Origin of the sequence: Methylobacterium longum (assembly GCF_022179385.1) — a bacterium.
GTDB classification, from domain to species: domain Bacteria; phylum Pseudomonadota; class Alphaproteobacteria; order Rhizobiales; family Beijerinckiaceae; genus Methylobacterium; species Methylobacterium longum.
Genome location: NZ_BPQS01000035.1, coordinates 1 through 18,566, shown reverse-complemented (window position 1 = coordinate 18,566; position 18,566 = coordinate 1). Strand labels below are relative to the sequence as shown.

Below are 18,566 nucleotides of genomic sequence, written 5' to 3'. Positions count from 1 at the left end.
GGGTGCCGGCCAGGACCGCGAGGCCGGACGCCGCCGCGGCCGACCTACAACGCCTTCTCGACGGTCCCCTCGATCCACTCCGGCTGGGTCTCGCCCACCGAGCGTCCGGTCTCCTTCTCGCCCTTGAAGGTGATCAGCGTGCTCTGCATCGTCGCGCCGAACCGCCGCAGCACGTCCTTGCGGCTGTCAAAATCGACGTCGAAGACCTGCAGATCTTTGAACCGAGGCTGAGCTTCCAGCTTGGCGAGGATCGGTTTCTGCGCGGCGCAGACGGTGCACCACGGCGCGGTAATGTGCACGAGGATCGGCTTGCCGGCCTTCTGGGCCGTTTCGAAGTCAGCCGGCGTGTAGGGCCTCTCGGAAGCGATGGCGCGGGGGCCGATCAAGCAGGCGGTGGCGGCGAGGGCGCCGAGCAGGAGGCGGCGGGTCGTCATGGTTCAGCAAGCTCCATGAAATTGCGCGGATGCGGGATGGGGATCAGTTCGACGCCTGGGTGACGGCGCGATCGGCGTTCACGCGCTCGGCCCAGTCCCTCGCTTCGCGCTGACCCTTGAGGTCGATCAGCCGGGCACCACCGACATCGACGTTCTTGAAATCCGCGCCCGCGACCGTGGCACCGGTCAGGTTCGCCCCGGACAAGTCCGAGCCCATCAGCACCACGTCGGTCAGGTCGGCATCCTTGAGATTGGCATATTCCAGGCGCGATCGGCCGAGGTTGGCTCCCCTGAGGTTGGCGCCCGCGAGGTTCACCGAGGTGAACACCGCTCGCATCAGGCCCATGGACTGGTTCTTGATGTCGGCGCCGCCCTTGAGGTCGACCAGCGTCGCGCCGCTCATGTTGGCGCCCTTGAAGTCGCCGATCGGCACGGAGCGGCTGAGGTCGGCGCCCCGGAAGTCGGCGTCGCGAGCGGTGATGCCGAACATCTTCGCGTCCGCGAGCTTGGCGCCCGACAGGTCGGCCTTCAGGAACCACGCCTGTTCGAGATTCGCGCCGCTGAGGTCAGCGCCGCGCAGATTGGCCTTGTTCAGGCGCGCGGTCCGCAGGTTGGCACCGCGGAGGTTCATCCCGGAGAGATCGAGGCCAGACAGCGCCTTGTCGTGTAGATCGACGGGCTTGCCGTCCGCGGCCTTGATCATCGCCGCGATGTCGGCGCGGCTCATCTCCGCCTCCGTCATCGCCGGCGAGGACATGTCGGCCCCGAGCAGCAGATCCTGTTCGGCCGCCGCAGGGCCGGCGGCGGCGGCGAGCAGGAGGCTGAGGGCAAGGTGGCGCATCGGTTCACTCCCGGCGGGCGCCGCGCAGGGTGGGCGCTCGTATCGTGTTCGTTGTGACGCGATGCTATGCCGGGCACCGCATCCGGTCGGTGACCCAGGTCACACAAGTCCGGTGAGGCGGCCGAGAAACGCAACGCGCGCCGGACGATCAGCCCGTCGTCCTGGCCGGGGACGACGCCAATCATGACGGACGCGCAGAAGGTCGAGCGCTGGATCGACCGGTTTCCGCTTCTCCAAGCGCTCAGCCCGGCGCAGCTTCAGATCGCCCGGGGGACCGTTCACTTCCCGGTGCTGGACGCCGGTGCCATCGCGTACGAACTGGATGGCGAATGCGCCAACTACCTGATGTGCCTGGAGGGCCGCACGCGCATCTTCCGCATGTCGGAGGGCGGGCGCGAGGTCCTGATCTACAAGGTCGGCCCGGGGGGCACCTGCGCCCTGACCACGCAATGCCTCCTGTCCGGTGGCACCTTCCCGGCGCAGAGCGTGGCCGAGGAACGAACCGAACTCGCGGCTCTGCCGGTCGGCACGTTCCAGCACCTGATGGGCGAGAGCGCCGCCTTCCGCAGCTTCGTCATGGAGGATTACACGCGGCTGATGTCCGGCCTCTTCACGCTGATCGACGCGGTCGCTTTCGCACCGCTGAAGCAGCGCCTCGCGCAACGCCTCGTCGCGGAGGCCGACCCGCGGGGCATCGCCGCCGTGACCCACCAGAAGCTCGCGGACGACGTCGGCAGCGTGCGCGAGGTGGTGAGCCGCATCCTGGCGCACTGGGCCGAGGCGGGCCTGATCGAACTGCGCCGGGGCGCGGTCGCGATCGTCGACCGTACCGGCTTGGAGGCCGCGGGCCGGCGGTGAGCTGGCATCGGCTTCGGTGGCCGAGGCGAAGCGAGCTTTTCGACCGCGTTGGGCTGGCGGTGGACCGTCTGCCCGGGGCCGAACGGCGAAGATCCGGTACCCGCCTGTTGCAGAAGCCCGGACGGTCCGTGCCCGTCACGGGGTGAGAGCGGCCCGACGAGGTCGCGTGGCAGGCTGCCGGCATCCCGGATGATCGCGTTCTACCGCCAAATGGCGCATAAGGGGTCATCACTGGCTTTGGTCCCGGCTGCCAGTGCCTGAGAGCAGCGTGCGCTCCCGCCCTGATCGCGCGGAGCATGTCTGTGTTCGACAGTAGACCTTTAGCCATCCTCATCGCGGAGGCCGATGAGCTTGTCCGAATGGTGACGGCCGACATGCTGGCAGATGTCGGCTTCCAGACCATGGAGGTCCGTTCCGCCGCTGAGGCGCTGGCCGTGCTCCAAGGACCCGTCGCCGTGCGCATGCTGATCACGGGGCGAGGCATCGTGGGCGATGGCGTTGCCCTCGCCCACCTCGTTCATCACCGTTGGCCCGCCGTCGGCATCATCGTCACCTCGGGGCTCGGAGCGGATCTCCAGCACGAGTTGCCGCCGGGCACGCGCCTGCTCAGCAAGCCGTACGCCTTCGCGGATCTCATCCGCGAGGTCGAGGCAGGCGTCGCTCCCGTGGAGGAGGAGCCCTCATCGGCCGCCGTCGTTCCGAGCGGCGTGCCCCCGCATACCGGCACCTCCATGGGCAACGGCCTGGGCGCTGTCGCCGCCCCCACGACCGAACCGGATAAAACCTGACCCCGCTCCCGGACAGGGCATTCCGGTTACCCACCTTGGCGAGGTCGGCCGAGATCCGTCGATGCGGCCCCCATCGCGCGCCGCTCCGCTCGTCCGCCTCCGAGAACGGAGCGCACCATCGTCCCCGGCCGCCAGGGGTCGGAGGCCGCATGGCCGTTGAGGGCCGGAAACGGGAAGGCCGCTCAGAGGGTGGTCGTCCGACGGCCTGCCCCCGAGCGAGGCGTGAAGAAGCAGACGTCGCCGTCGCACCCACGCACGATCCGAAGCGGACCGTGGCGTTCAGCGCATCCCGCGTCCTCGGCTCCCGGAGTCAGCGCCCGCTCCCCGGCCGCGCCCTCAGCCAGCGCGCCAGCTCCAGCGCGGTCGCCTCCAGAGGGTCCGGGCGCATCGCGGGCGTCTCCCGCCCGCGCCGCTAGACCCGGGTTCGACGTGCCGCAACGACGGATCGCGAGCGCCACCTCTCAGGCATCACGCTCCGCACCGCTGTTCACAGGTACGCTTCCCCCGCGCGTCCCAACCGCGACAGCAGAAGCGCGTTACCCAGCATCCATCCGATCGATCATCGGAGACCTTCCGAAGGCGCCGGGACCCCTGATCCTCAGTCGAACAGGCTGGAGACGCTGGATTCCGTCGCGGTCCGGCCGATCGCCTCGCCGAGCAGCGGCGCGATCGTGGCGACCCGGATATTGCGGGCGAGCTTCACCGCCTGGGTCGGCTGGATCGAGTCGGTGATCACCAGTTCCTTCATCCGCGAGGCGGCGATGCGCGAGACCGCGCCGCCCGACAGCACGCCGTGCGTGATGTAGGCCGAGACGTCCTTGGCGCCGGCGTTGAGCAGCGCCTCGGCGGCGTTGACCAGGGTGCCGCCCGAATCGACGATGTCGTCGACCAGGATGCAGGAGCGGCCCTCGACCTCGCCGATGATGTTCATCACCTCGGACTCGCCGGGGCGCTCGCGGCGCTTGTCGACGATGGCCAGCGGGCAGTCGATGCGCTTGGCGATGGCCCGGGCGCGGACCACGCCGCCGACGTCGGGCGAGACCACCATCCGGTCGGCGTTCGGCAGCCGCTCCTTGATGTCGCGCACCATCACGGGGGCGGAGAACAGGTTGTCGGTGGGGATGTCGAAGAAGCCCTGGATCTGGCCGGCATGCAGGTCGAGGGTCAGGACGCGGTCGGCGCCGGCCTCGGTGATCAGGTTCGCCACCAGCTTGGCGGAGATCGGGGTGCGGCCGGAGGTGCGCCGGTCCTGCCGGGCGTAGCCGAAATACGGGATCACCGCCGTGATGCGCCGGGCCGAGGACCGGCGCGCGGCGTCGATCATGATCAGCAGCTCCATCAGGTGGTCGTTGGCCGGGAACGAGGTCGACTGGACGATGAACACGTCCTCGCCGCGCACGTTCTCCTGGAGCTCGACGAAGATCTCCATGTCGGCGAAGCGCCGGACCATGCACTTGGCGAGCGGCAGTTCCAGATAGGCGGCGATCGCCTCGGCCAAGGGCCGGCTGGCATTTCCGGCGACGATCTTGATCGACGATTTCATGGGCGGCCGCTCACTCGCGGCCGGTCTGCCCGCCGCGCTCCGATGACCGGTCCCAGGACGGGCCGGAACGATGCGATGACGGGCGAGGCTCTTAGCAGCGGGCAGGAAGTGTCACAATGCCTTCACGCGGCCTGTTCGCGCGATCACCACGCAGGCCGAGCCCCGTTCAGGGAACCTGCGGCTCCAGCAGCCGGTGCAGGTGGACCACGAAGTAGCGGGTCTGCGCGCTGTCGACGGTGGCCTGGGCCTTGGCCCGCCACGCGGCCTGCGCGGAGGCGTAGTCCGGGTAGATGCCGACGATGTCGAGGTTCTTGATGTCCCGGAAGCGGACGCCGTCGAGATCCTGCAATTCGCCGCCGAAGACCAGGTGCAGCTTCTGGTCGCTGTCGATCGCCGTCGCCATGGCCGATGCTCCGCTCTCGCCTGCGTAACCCGCCCGGGGGCTCGCAAATGGCGGGCCTCCGGTCAAGCCTGAACGTCCGCAGCCGGGCGTTGACGCCCGCGCAGACCGCCGCGACCGGCTGCCCGCGGCGTCAATACGGGGCGCAACCGCGGACGCGCCGTGGTAGGGAGCCGGGCATGACAGGCAGGCTTCTCCGCATCGCGGCCCTGGCGCTCGCCCTCTCGGCGGTGCCGGCCCTCGGCCAGCAGGCGGGCCGGGCACCGGGCCGGGCCGGGTCCGACAAGGGCGGTCCGGACAAGGGCGGGACAGACAAGGGCAACACGGACCGCCGCGGTGGGCCGCCGCTGATCGGCTGCCCCTCCCTGGCGAATTACCGGATGCTGATGCGCGGCGGCGCGCAGGCGGCCGCCGCGCAGCTGGCCGATCCGAAGGCGGATCATCTCGGCTGCGCCACGCTGCCCCGCACCGAGATCACCGGCATCGCCGACCGGGTCTCGCTGGGCGGCCAGAGCTACGACTGCGCGGGCGTGCGCGGCACCACGGCCTGCCACTGGGTCGAAGCCGGGACGACCGGCCGCCCCGGACCCGCCGGACGCTGACGGCCGGAGCGTCTCACGCGAGCCTCACCCCCGGCCTCACCCGAGGTAGCCGCCGGCGCGCAGATCCCGCTCCACGGCCTCGTGCACGGTCTGGAGCGGATTGTCGTTCGTGGCGGCCGGCGCGTGCAGAGGCGGCATCGCCGCGGGCTTCGTGTCGAGGCCGGGCAGGATGGTAGGCCCGGCTTCGGCCTGACGCGCCGGCCGGCGCGCGGCCAGGGTCCGCAGGGCCGCGCGGGCGCCGGACGGGAGGAGCGTGGCGAGCCGGTCCAGCATGGCCGGCCTCGGCGCGGGGCCGGCAGCCGGCGGGACGAGGGCGTCGGGACGGTACTTCACAGGATCACCAGCAGGACGACCGATCACGGGAAACGAGGCAAGAGACCCGCCGTTCCGATCAGCATTATTGCCAGTTTTCCGAAGCTTGTCGCCCCGACAGCACCGATAATTGATGGATCGGTTCAAATCGCATGAAGATGGATGGCGGGATACCGCCTCGGAGAGGCGGATCCATCCGGCACCGACCTGCGCCGAAACCCCCGCGGGTCATCTCGCAGTCACCCCGCAGTCATCCGCGATGCTTGGGGTCGCCGCGCGCCGGTCTCGGGTTGATCGCGGCACCGTGACGGGGATCCTCGCCGCAACGCTCCGCGGCGGTGGGGATAACCCGCCCGCGGCGGTCGCTGCCCCGCCGGTCCCGGCCCGGATCGCCCCGCCGGGAACGCGGCTCAGGCGGGCACCGCCTGGATCACGTTGCGCAGGGTGCCGAGGCCGACGATCTCGGTCTCCATGACGTCGCCCGGCTTGAGGAATTCCGGCGGCTTGCGCGCGTTGCCGATGCCGGGCGGCGTGCCCGTGGCGATGATGTCGCCCGGCACCAGGGTGAGGCCGTGCGACAGCTCGGCGATGATGCGGGCCACCTTGAAGTACATCTGCTGCGTCGAGGCATCCTGCTTCACCACGCCGTTGACCCGAGTGATCAGGTGCAGGTTCGCGGGATCCAAGTCGGAGGCCGGCACGATCCAGGGACCGATCGGGCCGTAGCCGTCCAGGCTCTTGCCCTTGAACCACTGACCGCCGTGCAGCTTGATCTGCAGGTCGCGGGCGGTTGTGTCGTTGATGACGCTGTAGCCGAAGACGTGGCCCATCGCGTCGGCTTCCCGGATGTTGCGCCCGCCCGTGCCAATGATCACGGCGAGTTCCACCTCCCAGTCGATCGCGGTCGAGACCTCCGGGTCGTACGGGATCGGGTCGTAGGGGCCGTTCACCGTGTTGACGCCCTTGGTGAAGAACACCGGATGGGCCGGGTACTCGGCGTTCGTGCCGCGCACCGCCTGTCCCTCGGCGAAGTGCTCCAGGTAGTTCCAGCCGACCGCGTAGATGTTGCGCGTTGGCGCCGGGATCGGCGCGAGGAGCCGGACGGTCTCCACGGAGGGGCCGTCGCCCGCGGCCGCGGCGCGGCGGACGGCGTCGAGCGCCGCTGGGCCGGCCTCGATCAGCGACACCATCCGGGCCGGGTCGAATCCGGGCAGGGCGGCGCGCGACAGGTCGACGACGCGCCCGTCAGCGCGCACGGCGCCGAGGCGGGGGGCGGCGCCCGCGTCGGGCAGGAAGGTGACGAGGCGCAGGGCATCGCCCCCCGCGGGCGGGATCGGGCGGCCCGGACCGCCGGCGGGGGTCTGCGCGGCGGGCGTCAGGGCGGCGGCCGGTGTCGCCAGCGCACCGGCCGCCGTCACGGCCGCGGAGAGGTGCAGGAAATCGCGCCGGGTGCTCATGGGTCGTCCTCCTCCGCGCCCGCCGCTCGCCGGGGCGGTGCGCGCGGGCAGCTTCGAATACGTGCATTCAAAATGCAATCGCCCGTCCGAGGCGTGGTCTCGCCTGCCGATGACCGGTTGAGCCGAGGGGGACGCCCGGTGGGGGGACCCGGATCAAAAGCGCCAATGCGCCATCGGCTGGCCCGCCACGGGGGATCGGAAGGCGGGCAGGCGGTCACCTTTCAGGCTCCCGAGGTAGACCGTCCGCAGATCCGGTCCCCCGAAGGTCACGCTCGTGATCAGCGGCGCCAGCGTTCCCCGCAGCCCGACATCGTCTCGAACGGAACCGGGCGGCCGGTGGCGAACGCGGCCTCGAAACGATCCAGTCCCGCCCTGTCGCCGTCGTCGAGCAGCTCGATCAGGTCGCCCCTGGGCGTGAGCGCGATCAGGCGGTCGGCCAGGATCATGGTGCCCCAGAGATTACCGCAGGCGTCGAATGCGATCCCGTCGATCAGCCCGCGACCGAGGCTCGACGGACCGAAGATCTCGCGGTCGACGAGCGACCCGTCCGCCGTCACCCGGAAGCGGGTGATCCGCTTGGCGGTCGTCTCGGCGACGTACAGCCACGCCTCGCGGGCATCCAGGCGCAGCTCGTTGGTGAAGTGGAGCCCGTCCGCGACGATGCGCGCCCCGCGCGCGTCGATGAGGACGACGTAGCCGTCGTCCAGATCCTTGCGGATGGCGTCGCTCCAGGGATTCACCCGCGTCGAAACCGTCACCCACAACCGGTTGCGGCTGTCGCGCAGCACGAAGTTGACCTTGCCCAACGGCGTGCCCTCGATGCTGTCCAGCAGCACCGTGGTGCGGCCGGTGCCGTCCATCCGCTCCAGCCGGTCCGTCCCGAAATTCGAGATCAGGAAATCGCCGTTCCGATCGAAGGCGAGCCCGTTCGGCAAGGTGCCGTCGAGGAGGCTGGGGGACGCCGCCGGCGCGTCGGGCGGGTGGGGGCCTTCCTGGGCGATCAGCCGCTGCGTTCCGTCCGGCGCGATCCGCATGACGCCGCCGCGGGCGTCGGCGGTGAACAGCGTCCCGTCCGGGACCGCCAGGATGCATTCGGGCCGCTGCAGGTCCCGGCCCACGAAGGCGATGGCGGACGGGTCGGGCCGCCAGTCGAGGAGGGGATTGTGACCGCTCGCATCCTTCGACGCCATGACCTCGTTCCTCCCCCGGCCGTGGTGGCCCGTTCTCGCTGTCGGACCTTGCCCGTGACGACGCCAGCGTCCGCGTATCGACCGTACGGGTCCCGCCACGGCGGCCGGCGCATGGATCCCCGCGGGATCCTGGCTTCAGATCCCCAGTTTTTGCAAGCACATCATTTTCTTACCGGAGCATAGGTGCCGCGCGCACGATCTCATCCTCGCCATGCTACGCTCTTTGGGAAGTGTTTTATCGATCACGCCGCAAGCCAATATCGCGCAGGATGTTAGAAGTGCGCATCGACACGGAGATCTCCGAAATGGAGTCTTCCTGCGCGCGTATCACGTCCGGCAATTTCGCCGGCACGACCCCCATCATCGCCCGGCGGGCGGCCGCGAGCGACATCGCGCGTCCGGCCTCGGGAACCTCGCTTGATCTGCGGCCGACGACGGCGCGCCCGATAGGGCGCCGTCGCGCCGGCATCGCCCCATCTCCGGGACGGGGGCTCGAACCTGTCCGTTCCTGCGGCGAGGGTGACAGCCGGCGGCGTGTAACAGTATCTAAGATCTAAAATACGATTCGCGCGCAGACGCAGGATCGAACTGGGAGGATGCCATGAGAATCCCGTTCCTCGGCCCGCTCGCCTGCGCGCTCGCCCTCGCGACCGCCCTCGCGACCCCGGCCGCCGCGCAGGCGCCGATCGTCATCAAGTTCAGCCACGTCACCACCACGGACACGCCCAAGGGGCAGGGTGCCGAGCGCTTCAAGCAGCTCGCCGAGGCGCGCACGAACGGCGCCGTGAAGGTCGAGATCTACCCGAACAGCACGCTCTACAAGGACAAGGAGGAGGTGGAGATGCTCCAGCTCGGCGCCGTGCAGATGCTGGCGCCGTCCACGAGCAAGTTCGGCCCCCTCGGCGTGAAGGAGTACGAGGCCTTCGACCTGCCCTACATCTTCCCCAACGAGCAGGTGCTGCGCCGCGTCCAGGACGGGCCGATCGGGCAGGGGCTGTTCAATAAGCTCGAGTCCAAGGGCATCACGGGCCTCGGCTACTGGGACAACGGCTTCAAGATCCTGACGTCGAACAAGCCGATGCACGCGCCGGAGGACATGCGCGGCTTGAAGTTCCGCATCCAGTCCTCGAAGGTGCTGGAGGCCCAGTTCAAGCAGCTCGGCGCGCTGCCCCAGGTGCTGGCCTTCTCGGAGCTGTACCAGGCCCTGCAGACCGGGGTGGTCGACGGGCAGGAGAACCCGCCCTCGAACGTCACCACGCAGAAGCTCAACGAGGTCCAGAAGCACGCCACGCTGACCCATCACGGCTACGTCGGCTACGCCGTGATCGTGAACAAGGGCTTCTGGGACGGCCTGCCCGCCGGCATCCGCACCACGCTGGAGGGCGCCATGACGGAGGCGACCGCCTACGAGCACGAGATCGCCGACAAGCAGAACGCGCAGGCGCTGGCCGACATCCGCGCCACCGGCAAGACCGCGGTCTACACCCCGACGGAGGCCGAGAACGCGGCGTGGCGCAAGGCGCTCGCCCCGGTCCAGCGCGAGATGGCCTCCCGCGTCGGCAAGGATCTGATCGCCGCCCTCAACAAGGAGGCCGGGGCAGCTGGGGCGGCGCCGAACAACTGATGCCGCGCCCCTGATCCCGCGCCCGGCCGCCCGACCATGCTGCTGAAGATCCTGGACCGGCTCGAAGAGGTGCTGATCGGCACGCTGATGGCGGCGGCGACCGTCATCACCTTCGCCACCGTGGTGCACCGGTTCCTCTCCGGCATCCCCGCCCTGCAGGACTACACCGACCGGATCGACTTCGGCTGGTCGCAGGAACTGTGCATCTACATGTTCATCTGGGTCGCCAAGTTCGGCGCGGCCTACGGCGTACGCACCGGCATCCACGTCGGCGTCGACGTGCTGGTCAACCGGCTGCCGCCGGGGGCGCGACGGGTCATGGTGCTCCTCAGCCTCGCCGCGGGGGCCCTGTTCACCGGCATCGTCGGGACGCTCGGCGCGAGCTTCGTCTGGCGCATCGGCCACACCGACCAGACCACGCCCGACATGGAGATCCCGGTCTGGATCGTCTACCTCGCGATCCCGCTGGGCTCCTACCTGATGTGCTTCCGCTTCCTCCAGGTCGCCTGGACCTTCCTGAGGACCGGGCACCTGCCAGCGCGCGACCACGCCCATGTCGACGGGGTCGCGACGGTCGAGGGCGTCGACCCGATCCAGCTCGGCCGCGAGGGAGGCCCGGCATGAGAGGCCCCGCATGAGCGGCCTGATCATCTTCGGGCTCCTCATCGCCCTCATGCTCACCGGCATGCCGATCTCGATCGCGCTCGGCCTGACGGTGCTGACCTTCCTGTTCACCCTGACGCAGGTGCCGGTCGAGAGCGTGGCCCTCAAGCTGTTCACCGGGATCGAGAACTTCTCGATCATGGCGATCCCGTTCTTCATCCTGGCCGGCAACTTCCTGGCCCAGGGCGGCGTGGCCCGGCGGATGATCGCCTTCACGACCTCGCTGGTCGGCCACTGGCCCGGGGGCCTGGGGCTCGCGGGCGTCGTCGCCTGCGCGCTGTTTGCCGCCGTGTCGGGATCGAGCGTGGCGACCGTGGTGGCGATCGGCTCGATCATCCTGCCGGCCATGGTGGCCGAGGGCTACCCGAAGCGCTTCGGCGCCGGTGTCATCACCACCTCGGGGGCGCTGGGGATCCTGGTCCCGCCCTCGATCATCCTCGTGCTCTACGGGGTGTCGACGAATTCCTCGATCGGCACCCTGTTCCTCGCGGGCGTGATGCCGGGACTCGTGCTCTCGTTCATGCTCGGCGCGGTGACCTTCGTCATCGCCAAGCGCCGCGGCTACCCGCGCATGCCGAGAGCCTCCTGGGGAGCGCGGCTCCGGGCGTTCCGCGAGAGCGTCTGGGGCCTGTCCCTCGTCGTGATGGTGATCGGCGGCATCTATGCCGGGATCTTCACGCCCACCGAGGCGGCGGCCACCGCCGCGGTCTACGCCTTCGTCATCGCGGTGTTCGTCTACCGCGACCTGAAGCTCTCCGACGTGCCCCGGGTGCTGCTGGCCTCGGCCAACATGAGCGCGATGCTGCTCTACATCATCACCAACGCGGTGCTGTTCTCCTTCCTGATGACCTCGGAGAACATTCCGCAGACGATGGCGGCGTGGCTGATCGCGATGAACTTCAGCCCGCTGGTCTTCCTGCTCGTGGTCAACATCATCCTGCTGATCGCCGGCAACGTGATGGAGCCGTCCTCGATCCTGCTGATCATGGCGCCGATCCTGTTCCCGATCGCCGTCAAGCTCGGGATCGACCCGATCCATTTCGGGATCATCATGGCGGTCAACATGGAGGTCGGCCTCTGCCACCCGCCGGTGGGGCTCAACCTCTACGTGGCGAGCGGCATCGCCCACATGGGCATCTCGGAGCTGACCGTGGCGGTGCTGCCCTGGCTGCTGACGATGCTGGCCTTCCTGGTCCTCGTGACCTACTGGCCGGCCCTGTCCCTGTGGCTCCCGCGGGCGCTCGGAGCGATGTGAGATCCGGGCGCCGCCGGATCGGGCCGGCGGGTGACGGGTCCTGGCGGAAGCGGATGGGAATCGAACCCACCGTACGCTGTTGGCGTACCGCTGGTTTTGAAGACCAGGAGGGCCACCAGACCCCGTTCGCCTCCACGATCGGGGTTACGGGCCGCCACCTGCGGGGTCAAGGCCCGGACGCCCGCGGCCCGCAGCCCCGGCCTGAGGGGCGCGCAAACGTCGCGCCCCTCAGGGCCCGCGCTCGTCCGGCGTGAGCGGCAGGCCGACCGAGGTCCCGGCGGGGGCCGACGTGACGGCCGCCTCCAGACACGCCATCACCCGGACCGCCTGCAGCGCCGCCGCCTCGTCGACCGGCCCGCGCAGGAGCGTCTCCGCGACCCCCTGGTAAAACAACCGCTGATCCCCGGCCACGGCCGGCGCCCGCGTCACCGTGCCGGTCCCGTCGTGGATCTCCAGCCCGTCCGGATCCGCGCCCCATCCCGACGCGCCGGGCACGAGCCCGGCCAGCAGCTGCTCCTCCTGCCGGTCCGCCCGGTGCTTGATCAGGCTGCCGGACTCGCCATGGACCACGAAGCGGGGCGATCCGCCGGCGACCAGCATGCTCGCCTGGAGCACCACCCGCAGGCCCGGATACGCCAGCACCACGTGGGCCCAATCGTCGGAGCGCGCCCCGGGGCGGAGGCGCGCCAGGCTCGCGGTCACCCGGTCGGGCAGGCCGAAGAGCAGGAGGGCCTGATCCACGAGATGGGGCCCGAGATCGTACCAGATCCCGCTGCCCGGACCGCCGCCCTCGCGCCACCGGTCACGGATGCGGGGCCGGAACCGGTCGAAGCGGGATTCGCAGTGCCGCACCGGGCCGATCACGCCGGCCGCGATGGCGCGGCGGACGGTCAGGAAGTCGCTGTCCCAGCGGCGGTTGTGGAAGACCGCGAGCAACCGGCTCCGCGCCGCCGCGCGCAGCGCGCGGGCCTCCGCGAGGTCGAGGGTGAGGGGCTTGTCGACGACGACGTGCTTGCCCGCCGCCAGGGCGGCCTGCGCGAGCGGGGCGTGGCTGTCGTTGGGGGAGGCGATCACCACGAGGTCGTTCGCCGCCGACGTCGCGGCGGCGAACGGGTCGGCGACCACCGCAACGCCGGGCAGATCGGCCTCGACCCTGGCGGGATCGCGCGAGCCGACCACCCGGAGTTCGAGGCCCGCGACGGCGCGGATCAGGGGCGCGTGGAAGGTCCGGCCGGAATAGCCGTAGCCGATCAGGCCCACGCGGATCGCGGCGCTCACCGCGTCCGACCGCAGGCACGGTCCCTGAGCGGCGCCCGGGGCGGCGCCGGGACCGGCACGGCCGCCATGAGATCGAGCATCCGCGCTTCTCTCCGGTAGGTCGAGGGCAAGTCCAAAGGCGGTTCCAACACTTTCCGGGCCTACATCCAGCAGATCTTTCCAGACATACAACCCGCTCCAGCGCTATTCTTCCAGATCATCCCCGCGGCCGCGAAGATTAGCAGCGTGTTCCACGCCGCGCAAAGCCGGATCTGCGGCCGGCATCGCGCAGGACGGCCTCGAGCGCCGCCGCCGGCTCGTCCGAGCCGGGTCAGCGGCCAACGCGACGGGATCCGATGCCCCGCGGGCGCCCCTCCGGTGCCGCACGCTGCGGCGTATTGCCGGGCCCGCTGCGGCCGCCAGACCCGGATTCGTATTAATTCCGCCACACTGTTGTGGCCCTGCACCAGTCATGCCGTTCCTGAGACGCTCACGGACAGAGGAAGGCCCGTCGCCCGGCCCCGAGGGGGCCGGGGAGGGGGCGGGTCCGGACGCGTCCCTGGCGGAGTCCCTGCGGCCGGGCCCGCGCGGTCCGGGCTGGATCGGTGCCGCCATGGTGGTCACCGCCCTGGTCTCGGCGCTCGCGACCTTCCTGATCCTGGCCGGCGTGATCCGGGTGACGCCGACGCCGGCCTACGGCGTGACGCTGCTCGCCATCAACGCCGTCCTGGTGCTCGGGCTGGCCGTCATCATCGCCTGGGAGGCGCGGGTCTTCCTGCACGCCCGCAAGGCCAACGCCGCGGTGGCGCGCCTGCACACCCGCATCGTCGGCCTGTTCTCGCTGATCGCGATCCTGCCGACGATCCTGCTCGCCGTGGTGGCGTCCGTAACGATCGACCGCGGCCTGTCGCTCGGCTTCACCGACCGGGTCCGCGACGTGGTGCTCAAATCCGTGGAGGTGGCCGACGCCTACCAGGAGAACCAGTGCCAGAGCCTCGCCCGCGAGATCCGCATCCTCGCCGACGACCTCACCCGCGCCCGGCCGAACTTCGACGTGAACCGGGACTGGTTCCAGACCTTCCTGACCACCCGGGCGACCAATCTCGGCCTGCCGGTGGCGCAGATCATGCGCGGCCCCACCGAGGTGGTGGCCCGGGCCAAGATCGACATCCTCAAGACCAACCGCCTGCCCTCGGCGGCGGCCTTCGAGGACGCGGCCAACTCCGCCGACCCGATCTGCCTCCTGCCCACCGAGGGGCGGGTCTTCGCCGCGCTCCTGCGCATGCCGGCCTACGACGACGCCGTGCTGATGGTGCAGCGGGAGGTGAGCCAGCTCGCCATCGACTTCCCCGGCGTGTCCCGGGCGGCGGCCGCCGAGTACCTCACCTACGACTCGCTGCGGCGCTCGATCCAGATCACCTTCGCGTCGGTGTTCCTGCTGATCGCCCTGATCGCGCTCCTGTCGGCGGTGTGGTTCGGAATGAACTTCGCCAACCGGTTCGTGGCGCCGATCCGCCGGCTGATCAACGCCGCCGACCAGGTGGCGTCGGGCAACTTCTACGCTCAGGTGCCGACCAAGAAGACCAGCGGCGACCTCGCCCATCTCGGCGAGAGCTTCAACAAGATGACCCAGGAGTTGCGCCGCCAGCATGCCGGCCTGATCGCGGCGAGCGACCTGATCGACACCCGCCGCCGCTTCACGGAAGCCGTGCTGTCGGGGGTCTCGCCCGGGGTGATCGGCCTCGACGCGGCGGGCTTCGTCACCATCGCCAACCCGGCCGCCGAGCGGATGGTCGACCTGGAGAGCGACGCCCTGGTCGGCCAGCCGCTGGCCCGCGCGGTGCCGGAACTCGCGCCGGTGCTCGCCGAGAGCGAGGCGCGCCCGCGCAGCCTGCAGCAGCAGCAGGTCCAGCTCACCCGGTCCCGGGGCGAGCGCACCATCACGGTGCGGGTCACGAGCGAGCAGGCGCAGGGAGCCTCCCGCGGCTCGGTGGTGACGCTGGACGACATCACCGACCTCGTCCAGGCGCAGCGCAGCTCCGCCTGGGGGGACGTCGCCCGCCGCATCGCCCACGAGATCAAGAACCCGCTGACCCCGATCCAGCTCTCCGCCGAGCGGATCCGGCGCAAGTACGGGAAGGTCATCACCGCCGACAAAGAGGTGTTCGACCAGTGCACCGCCACGATCGTGCGCCAGGTGGACGAGATCAAGCGCATGGTCGACGAGTTCTCGGCCTTCGCGCGGATGCCCAAGCCGGCCATCGCGCCGAACGACCTCACCGAGATCGCCAAGCAGAACCTGTTCATGATGCGGGTCGCGCACCCGGACATCGACTTCGCGTTCTCGGCCCAGACAAACCCAGCCCAGGGCGGGGCCGGTGAATCCGAGAAGATCGTGGCGGCCTTCGACATCCGGCTGCTCAGCCAGGTGATCACCAACATCCTCAAGAACGCCGTCGAGGCGGTGGCCGAGGTGCCGGAGGCCGAGCTCGGCAAGGGCAAGATCTCCCTGAGCCTCGCCGTCGAGGACGGGTTCGCGGTGATCGCCGTCACCGACAACGGCAAGGGTTTCCCCGCCGAGGGGCGCCAGCGCCTGCTCGAGCCCTACATGACCACCCGCGAGGGTGGCACCGGGCTGGGGCTTGCCATCGTCAGCAAGGTGCTGGAGGAGCACGGCGGCGGGATCGAGCTGAACGACAATCCCGCCGGTCGCGGCGGGCAGGTGCGGATGCGGGTGCCGCGCGAGCACGGGCCCGAACCGTCCGCCGCCCTCGAGACCCGTCCCGTCACGACAGAGGAGAAGGGCGCCGCACCGACGGCCCCCCGGATCGCGGAGATGCACGCATGAGCGCCGATATCCTGATCGTCGACGACGAGGCCGACATCCGCGACCTCGTGGCCGGGATCCTGGACGACGAGGGCCACCGCTGCCGCACGGCCGGCGGCTCGGACGAGGCACTCGCCGCCATCGAGGCGCGCCGGCCGCACCTCGTCTTCCTCGACATCTGGCTGCAGGGCTCCCGGCTCGACGGCCTGCAGGTGCTCGACCTGATCAAGGCCGCCAATCCCGACCTGCCCGTGGTGATGATCTCGGGCCACGGCAACATCGAGACCGCGGTCTCGGCCATCAAGGCCGGCGCCTACGACTTCATCGAGAAGCCCTTCAAGGCCGACCGGCTGATCCTGGTGGCCGAGCGGGCGCTGGAAGCGTCTCGGCTGCGGCGCGAGGTCCGCGACCTGACGGCGCGCTCCGGCGCCGCCAACCGCATCGTCGGCGGCTCGCTGGCGATCAACCAGCTGCGCCAGACCCTCGACCGAGTGGCGCCCACCAACGCCCGGGTGATGATCACCGGCGCCTTGGGCGCCGGCAAGGAGCTCGCGGCGCGCAGCCTGCACAAGGCGTCGGCCCGCTCGAACGGCCCGTTCGTGCTGCTGAACGCGGCCGCGATCCTGCCCGAGACCATGGAGGCGGAGCTGTTCGGGGTCGAGGGCGAGAGCGGCCGGCGGGTCGGCGCCCTGGAGGAGGCCCATGGCGGCACCCTCTACCTCGACGAGGTCGCCGACATGCCGCGCGAGACCCAGAACCGGATCCTGCGCGTCCTCGTCGACCAGAACTTCCAGCGGGTCGGCGGCACGACGCGGGTCCACGTGGACGTCCGGATCATCTCCTCCTCCTCCCGGGACCTGCAGGAGGAGATCGCCGCGGGCCGCTTCCGCGAGGACCTGTTCCACCGCCTCTCGGTGGTGCCGATCCGGGTGCCGGCCCTGTCGGAGCGCCGGGAGGACGTGCCCGAGCTGATCCAGTTCTTCATGGACAACATCTCGTCCCAGACCGGCCTGCCCAAGCGCCGGATCGCCGAGGACGCGATGGCGGTGCTGCAGTCGCACAACTGGCCGGGCAACGTCCGCCAGCTCAAGAACAACGTCGAGCGGCTGATGATCCTGACCCAGGCCGACCCGGAGCAGGAGGTCACCTCCGAGATGCTGCCCTCCGAGATCGGCGCCCTGGTGCCGACCACCCCGGGGGGCGCGGGCGGCGAGAAGCTGATGAGCCTCGCGCTCCGGGAGGCCCGCGAGATCTTCGAGCGGGAATACCTCGTGGCGCAGATCGCGCGGTTCTCGGGCAACATCTCCCGCACCGCCGAATTCATCGGCATGGAGCGCTCGGCTCTACACCGCAAGTTGAAGTCCCTGGGCATCGGCCCGTGAGCCGGAGGACCGGGCGGACGCGGTGAAGGCGGTGTCGATCCGTCACGGATGAAGCCGGGGCGGGGGTTGCTTGCGCCCACGCTTTCGCCAAGTCATGGTGCTTGTATACAAAGCCGCGGTCGGGATGGTCGGACGATCCGGCCCGCGGCAGACCCATTCCGGACGGAACGAGCCGGGACAACAAGAAGGCCAAGAAGATGGCGGGCGAACGCGCACAGAACCTTCAGGACACCTTTCTCAACCATGTCCGCAAGAACAAGATCCCGCTGACCATCTTCCTCGTCAACGGCGTCAAGCTCCAGGGCGTGGTGACGTGGTTCGACAATTTCTGCGTGCTGCTCCGCCGGGACGGGCACTCGCAGCTGGTCTACAAGCACGCGATCTCCACGATCATGCCGGGCCACCCGGTGCAGCTGTTCGAGCCGGACGAGACCGCCGAGAAGGCGTGACGCCAGCGATGGGCGAGGGCGCCCGCCGGGGCTCTCCCGTCCCCCTCTGCGGGGCGGGTGGCGTCCGCAGCCGGTCGGGTCGGGACGAAGGCCCGCGAGGGCGAGCGACGGTGCAGGATGAGCCTGTGCCCGCGTCGGCGGAATCCACCTCCTCCTGAGCCGGGGTTCCCCCTCCGGCGCCTGCCGACGCAGGGCCATCCTCTCCCGCAGAGAGGGGGCGTGCGGACGCGCGCGATCCGCACCTTTGCGGATATCTGTATCCGTGGCCGCCCGGCATCTTGGCCCGGCCCGCCCGCATCCCCATTCTGACGGATCCGACTTCTCGAACGAAGCCGCCGGCCTTCCGGCGGTGTCAAAGGCTGCATGACCGAAACGCTGACGTCCGGCGAAGCCCGCCTCCAGGCGCAGGCCGCCCCCGAGGGCGAGATCGCCGCGGCGACCCACACCCTGGTGATCGGCCCCTACCTCGCGCGCAGCGCGCACGGGACCGGGAACGGGCACGGATCGGCCGCGCCCCTGCGCTCCGTGGAGGCGCGGCTCGACGAGGCGACCGGACTCGCCGCCGCGATCGAGCTCGACGTGGTCGAGAGCCTCGCCATCAGCCTGCCGCGGATCCGCCCCTCGACCTATCTGGGCAAGGGCCGAGTCGAGGAGATCGCCGGCCTGATCCGCGCCCGGGAGATC

The 18,566-nt window shown here is 70.2% G+C and carries 19 protein-coding genes and 1 tRNA gene; 10 read left to right on the top strand and 10 right to left on the bottom strand.

Annotated elements, in window-relative coordinates; all coding sequences use genetic code 11:
- Positions 1 to 44 precede the first annotated feature (44 nt).
- Together MFF58_RS22775 and MFF58_RS22770 are read right to left on the bottom strand one after the other, a co-directional pair.
- Positions 45 to 434: a thioredoxin family protein gene (locus MFF58_RS22775; RefSeq protein ID WP_238291267.1), complete on the bottom strand. Its 390-nt coding sequence runs from the start codon at positions 432 to 434 to the stop codon at positions 45 to 47.
- 43 nt (positions 435 to 477) lie between these two features.
- Positions 478 to 1,275 carry a pentapeptide repeat-containing protein gene (locus MFF58_RS22770; RefSeq protein WP_238291265.1) on the bottom strand — a complete coding sequence of 266 codons (798 nt, stop codon included), beginning with the start codon at positions 1,273 to 1,275 and terminating at the stop codon, positions 478 to 480.
- A gap of 183 nt (positions 1,276 to 1,458) precedes the next feature.
- Between MFF58_RS22770 and MFF58_RS22765 the strand changes: the two genes are divergently transcribed.
- Both MFF58_RS22765 and MFF58_RS22760 read left to right on the top strand, forming a co-directional pair.
- Positions 1,459 to 2,133 (top strand): Crp/Fnr family transcriptional regulator, encoded by a 675-nt coding sequence (locus MFF58_RS22765; protein ID WP_238291264.1) that lies wholly within the window; start codon positions 1,459 to 1,461, stop codon positions 2,131 to 2,133.
- Between the two features lie 296 nt (positions 2,134 to 2,429).
- Entirely contained in the window at positions 2,430 to 2,921 is a 492-nt protein-coding gene (locus tag MFF58_RS22760; protein ID WP_238291263.1) for a response regulator, read from the top strand.
- Between the two features lie 598 nt (positions 2,922 to 3,519).
- On the opposite strand, the gene MFF58_RS22755 is transcribed toward MFF58_RS22760, so the two are convergent.
- Positions 3,520 to 4,464, bottom strand: coding sequence for a ribose-phosphate pyrophosphokinase (locus MFF58_RS22755; protein ID WP_238291262.1), 945 nt, complete (start codon positions 4,462 to 4,464; stop codon positions 3,520 to 3,522).
- 166 nt (positions 4,465 to 4,630) lie between these two features.
- The gene (locus MFF58_RS22750) at positions 4,631 to 4,867 is read right to left on the bottom strand and encodes a DUF4170 domain-containing protein (RefSeq protein WP_010687153.1); all 237 of its coding nucleotides are present in this window, start codon (positions 4,865 to 4,867) and stop codon (positions 4,631 to 4,633) included.
- 176 nt (positions 4,868 to 5,043) lie between these two features.
- Here MFF58_RS22750 and MFF58_RS22745 point away from each other — a divergent pair, with 176 nt between their 5' ends.
- Positions 5,044 to 5,466 (top strand): hypothetical protein, encoded by a 423-nt coding sequence (locus MFF58_RS22745; protein ID WP_238291261.1) that lies wholly within the window; start codon positions 5,044 to 5,046, stop codon positions 5,464 to 5,466.
- Positions 5,467 to 5,502: 36 nt separating this feature from the next.
- Here MFF58_RS22745 and MFF58_RS22740 read toward each other — a convergent pair whose 3' ends face one another.
- From MFF58_RS22740 to MFF58_RS22725, 4 genes are all read right to left on the bottom strand, one after another.
- On the bottom strand, positions 5,503 to 5,739 hold the full coding sequence (locus tag MFF58_RS22740; protein ID WP_238291260.1) for a hypothetical protein: 237 nt from the start codon (positions 5,737 to 5,739) through the stop codon (positions 5,503 to 5,505).
- 449 nt (positions 5,740 to 6,188) lie between these two features.
- Positions 6,189 to 7,235 (bottom strand): fumarylacetoacetate hydrolase family protein, encoded by a 1,047-nt coding sequence (locus MFF58_RS22735; RefSeq protein ID WP_238291259.1) that lies wholly within the window; start codon positions 7,233 to 7,235, stop codon positions 6,189 to 6,191.
- Between the two features lie 278 nt (positions 7,236 to 7,513).
- Positions 7,514 to 8,425, bottom strand: a complete 912-nt coding sequence (locus tag MFF58_RS22730) for an SMP-30/gluconolactonase/LRE family protein (protein ID WP_238291258.1) — start codon at positions 8,423 to 8,425, stop codon at positions 7,514 to 7,516.
- Positions 8,426 to 8,660: 235 nt separating this feature from the next.
- The gene (locus MFF58_RS22725) at positions 8,661 to 8,816 is read right to left on the bottom strand and encodes a hypothetical protein (RefSeq protein WP_238291257.1); all 156 of its coding nucleotides are present in this window, start codon (positions 8,814 to 8,816) and stop codon (positions 8,661 to 8,663) included.
- A 210-nt stretch (positions 8,817 to 9,026) separates the two neighbouring features.
- Here MFF58_RS22725 and MFF58_RS22720 point away from each other — a divergent pair, with 210 nt between their 5' ends.
- Genes MFF58_RS22720 through MFF58_RS22710 form a run of 3 tightly spaced genes read left to right on the top strand, consistent with a single transcriptional unit; the run spans position 9,027 to position 11,967 of the window.
- Positions 9,027 to 10,049: a TRAP transporter substrate-binding protein gene (locus MFF58_RS22720; RefSeq protein WP_238291255.1), complete on the top strand. Its 1,023-nt coding sequence runs from the start codon at positions 9,027 to 9,029 to the stop codon at positions 10,047 to 10,049.
- A 36-nt stretch (positions 10,050 to 10,085) separates the two neighbouring features.
- Positions 10,086 to 10,673, top strand: a complete 588-nt coding sequence (locus MFF58_RS22715) for a TRAP transporter small permease (protein ID WP_238291254.1) — start codon at positions 10,086 to 10,088, stop codon at positions 10,671 to 10,673.
- Positions 10,674 to 10,683: 10 nt separating this feature from the next.
- The gene (locus tag MFF58_RS22710; protein ID WP_238291253.1) at positions 10,684 to 11,967 is read left to right on the top strand and encodes a TRAP transporter large permease; all 1,284 of its coding nucleotides are present in this window, start codon (positions 10,684 to 10,686) and stop codon (positions 11,965 to 11,967) included.
- Positions 11,968 to 12,008: 41 nt separating this feature from the next.
- On the opposite strand, the gene MFF58_RS22705 is transcribed toward MFF58_RS22710, so the two are convergent.
- Positions 12,009 to 12,101: transfer RNA gene (locus tag MFF58_RS22705), tRNA-Sec, on the bottom strand.
- Positions 12,102 to 12,195: 94 nt separating this feature from the next.
- Entirely contained in the window at positions 12,196 to 13,245 is a 1,050-nt protein-coding gene (locus MFF58_RS22700; RefSeq protein ID WP_238291252.1) for an oxidoreductase, read from the bottom strand.
- Positions 13,246 to 13,696: 451 nt separating this feature from the next.
- On the opposite strand from MFF58_RS22700, the gene MFF58_RS22695 reads away from it, so the two are divergent.
- From MFF58_RS22695 to MFF58_RS22680, 4 genes are all read left to right on the top strand, one after another.
- Positions 13,697 to 16,072 carry a sensor histidine kinase NtrY-like gene (locus MFF58_RS22695; protein WP_238291251.1) on the top strand — a complete coding sequence of 792 codons (2,376 nt, stop codon included), beginning with the start codon at positions 13,697 to 13,699 and terminating at the stop codon, positions 16,070 to 16,072.
- Positions 16,069 to 17,433, top strand: a complete 1,365-nt coding sequence (gene ntrX / locus MFF58_RS22690; RefSeq protein WP_238291250.1) for a nitrogen assimilation response regulator NtrX — start codon at positions 16,069 to 16,071, stop codon at positions 17,431 to 17,433. Before MFF58_RS22695 ends, ntrX begins: the two co-directional genes overlap by 4 nt.
- Positions 17,434 to 17,630: 197 nt before the next feature.
- Positions 17,631 to 17,882 carry an RNA chaperone Hfq gene (gene hfq, locus MFF58_RS22685; protein ID WP_007563033.1) on the top strand — a complete coding sequence of 84 codons (252 nt, stop codon included), beginning with the start codon at positions 17,631 to 17,633 and terminating at the stop codon, positions 17,880 to 17,882.
- A 363-nt stretch (positions 17,883 to 18,245) separates the two neighbouring features.
- On the top strand, positions 18,246 to 18,566 hold a 321-nt coding region (locus tag MFF58_RS22680), incomplete at its 3' end, for an HflX-like GTP-binding protein (RefSeq protein ID WP_505744321.1).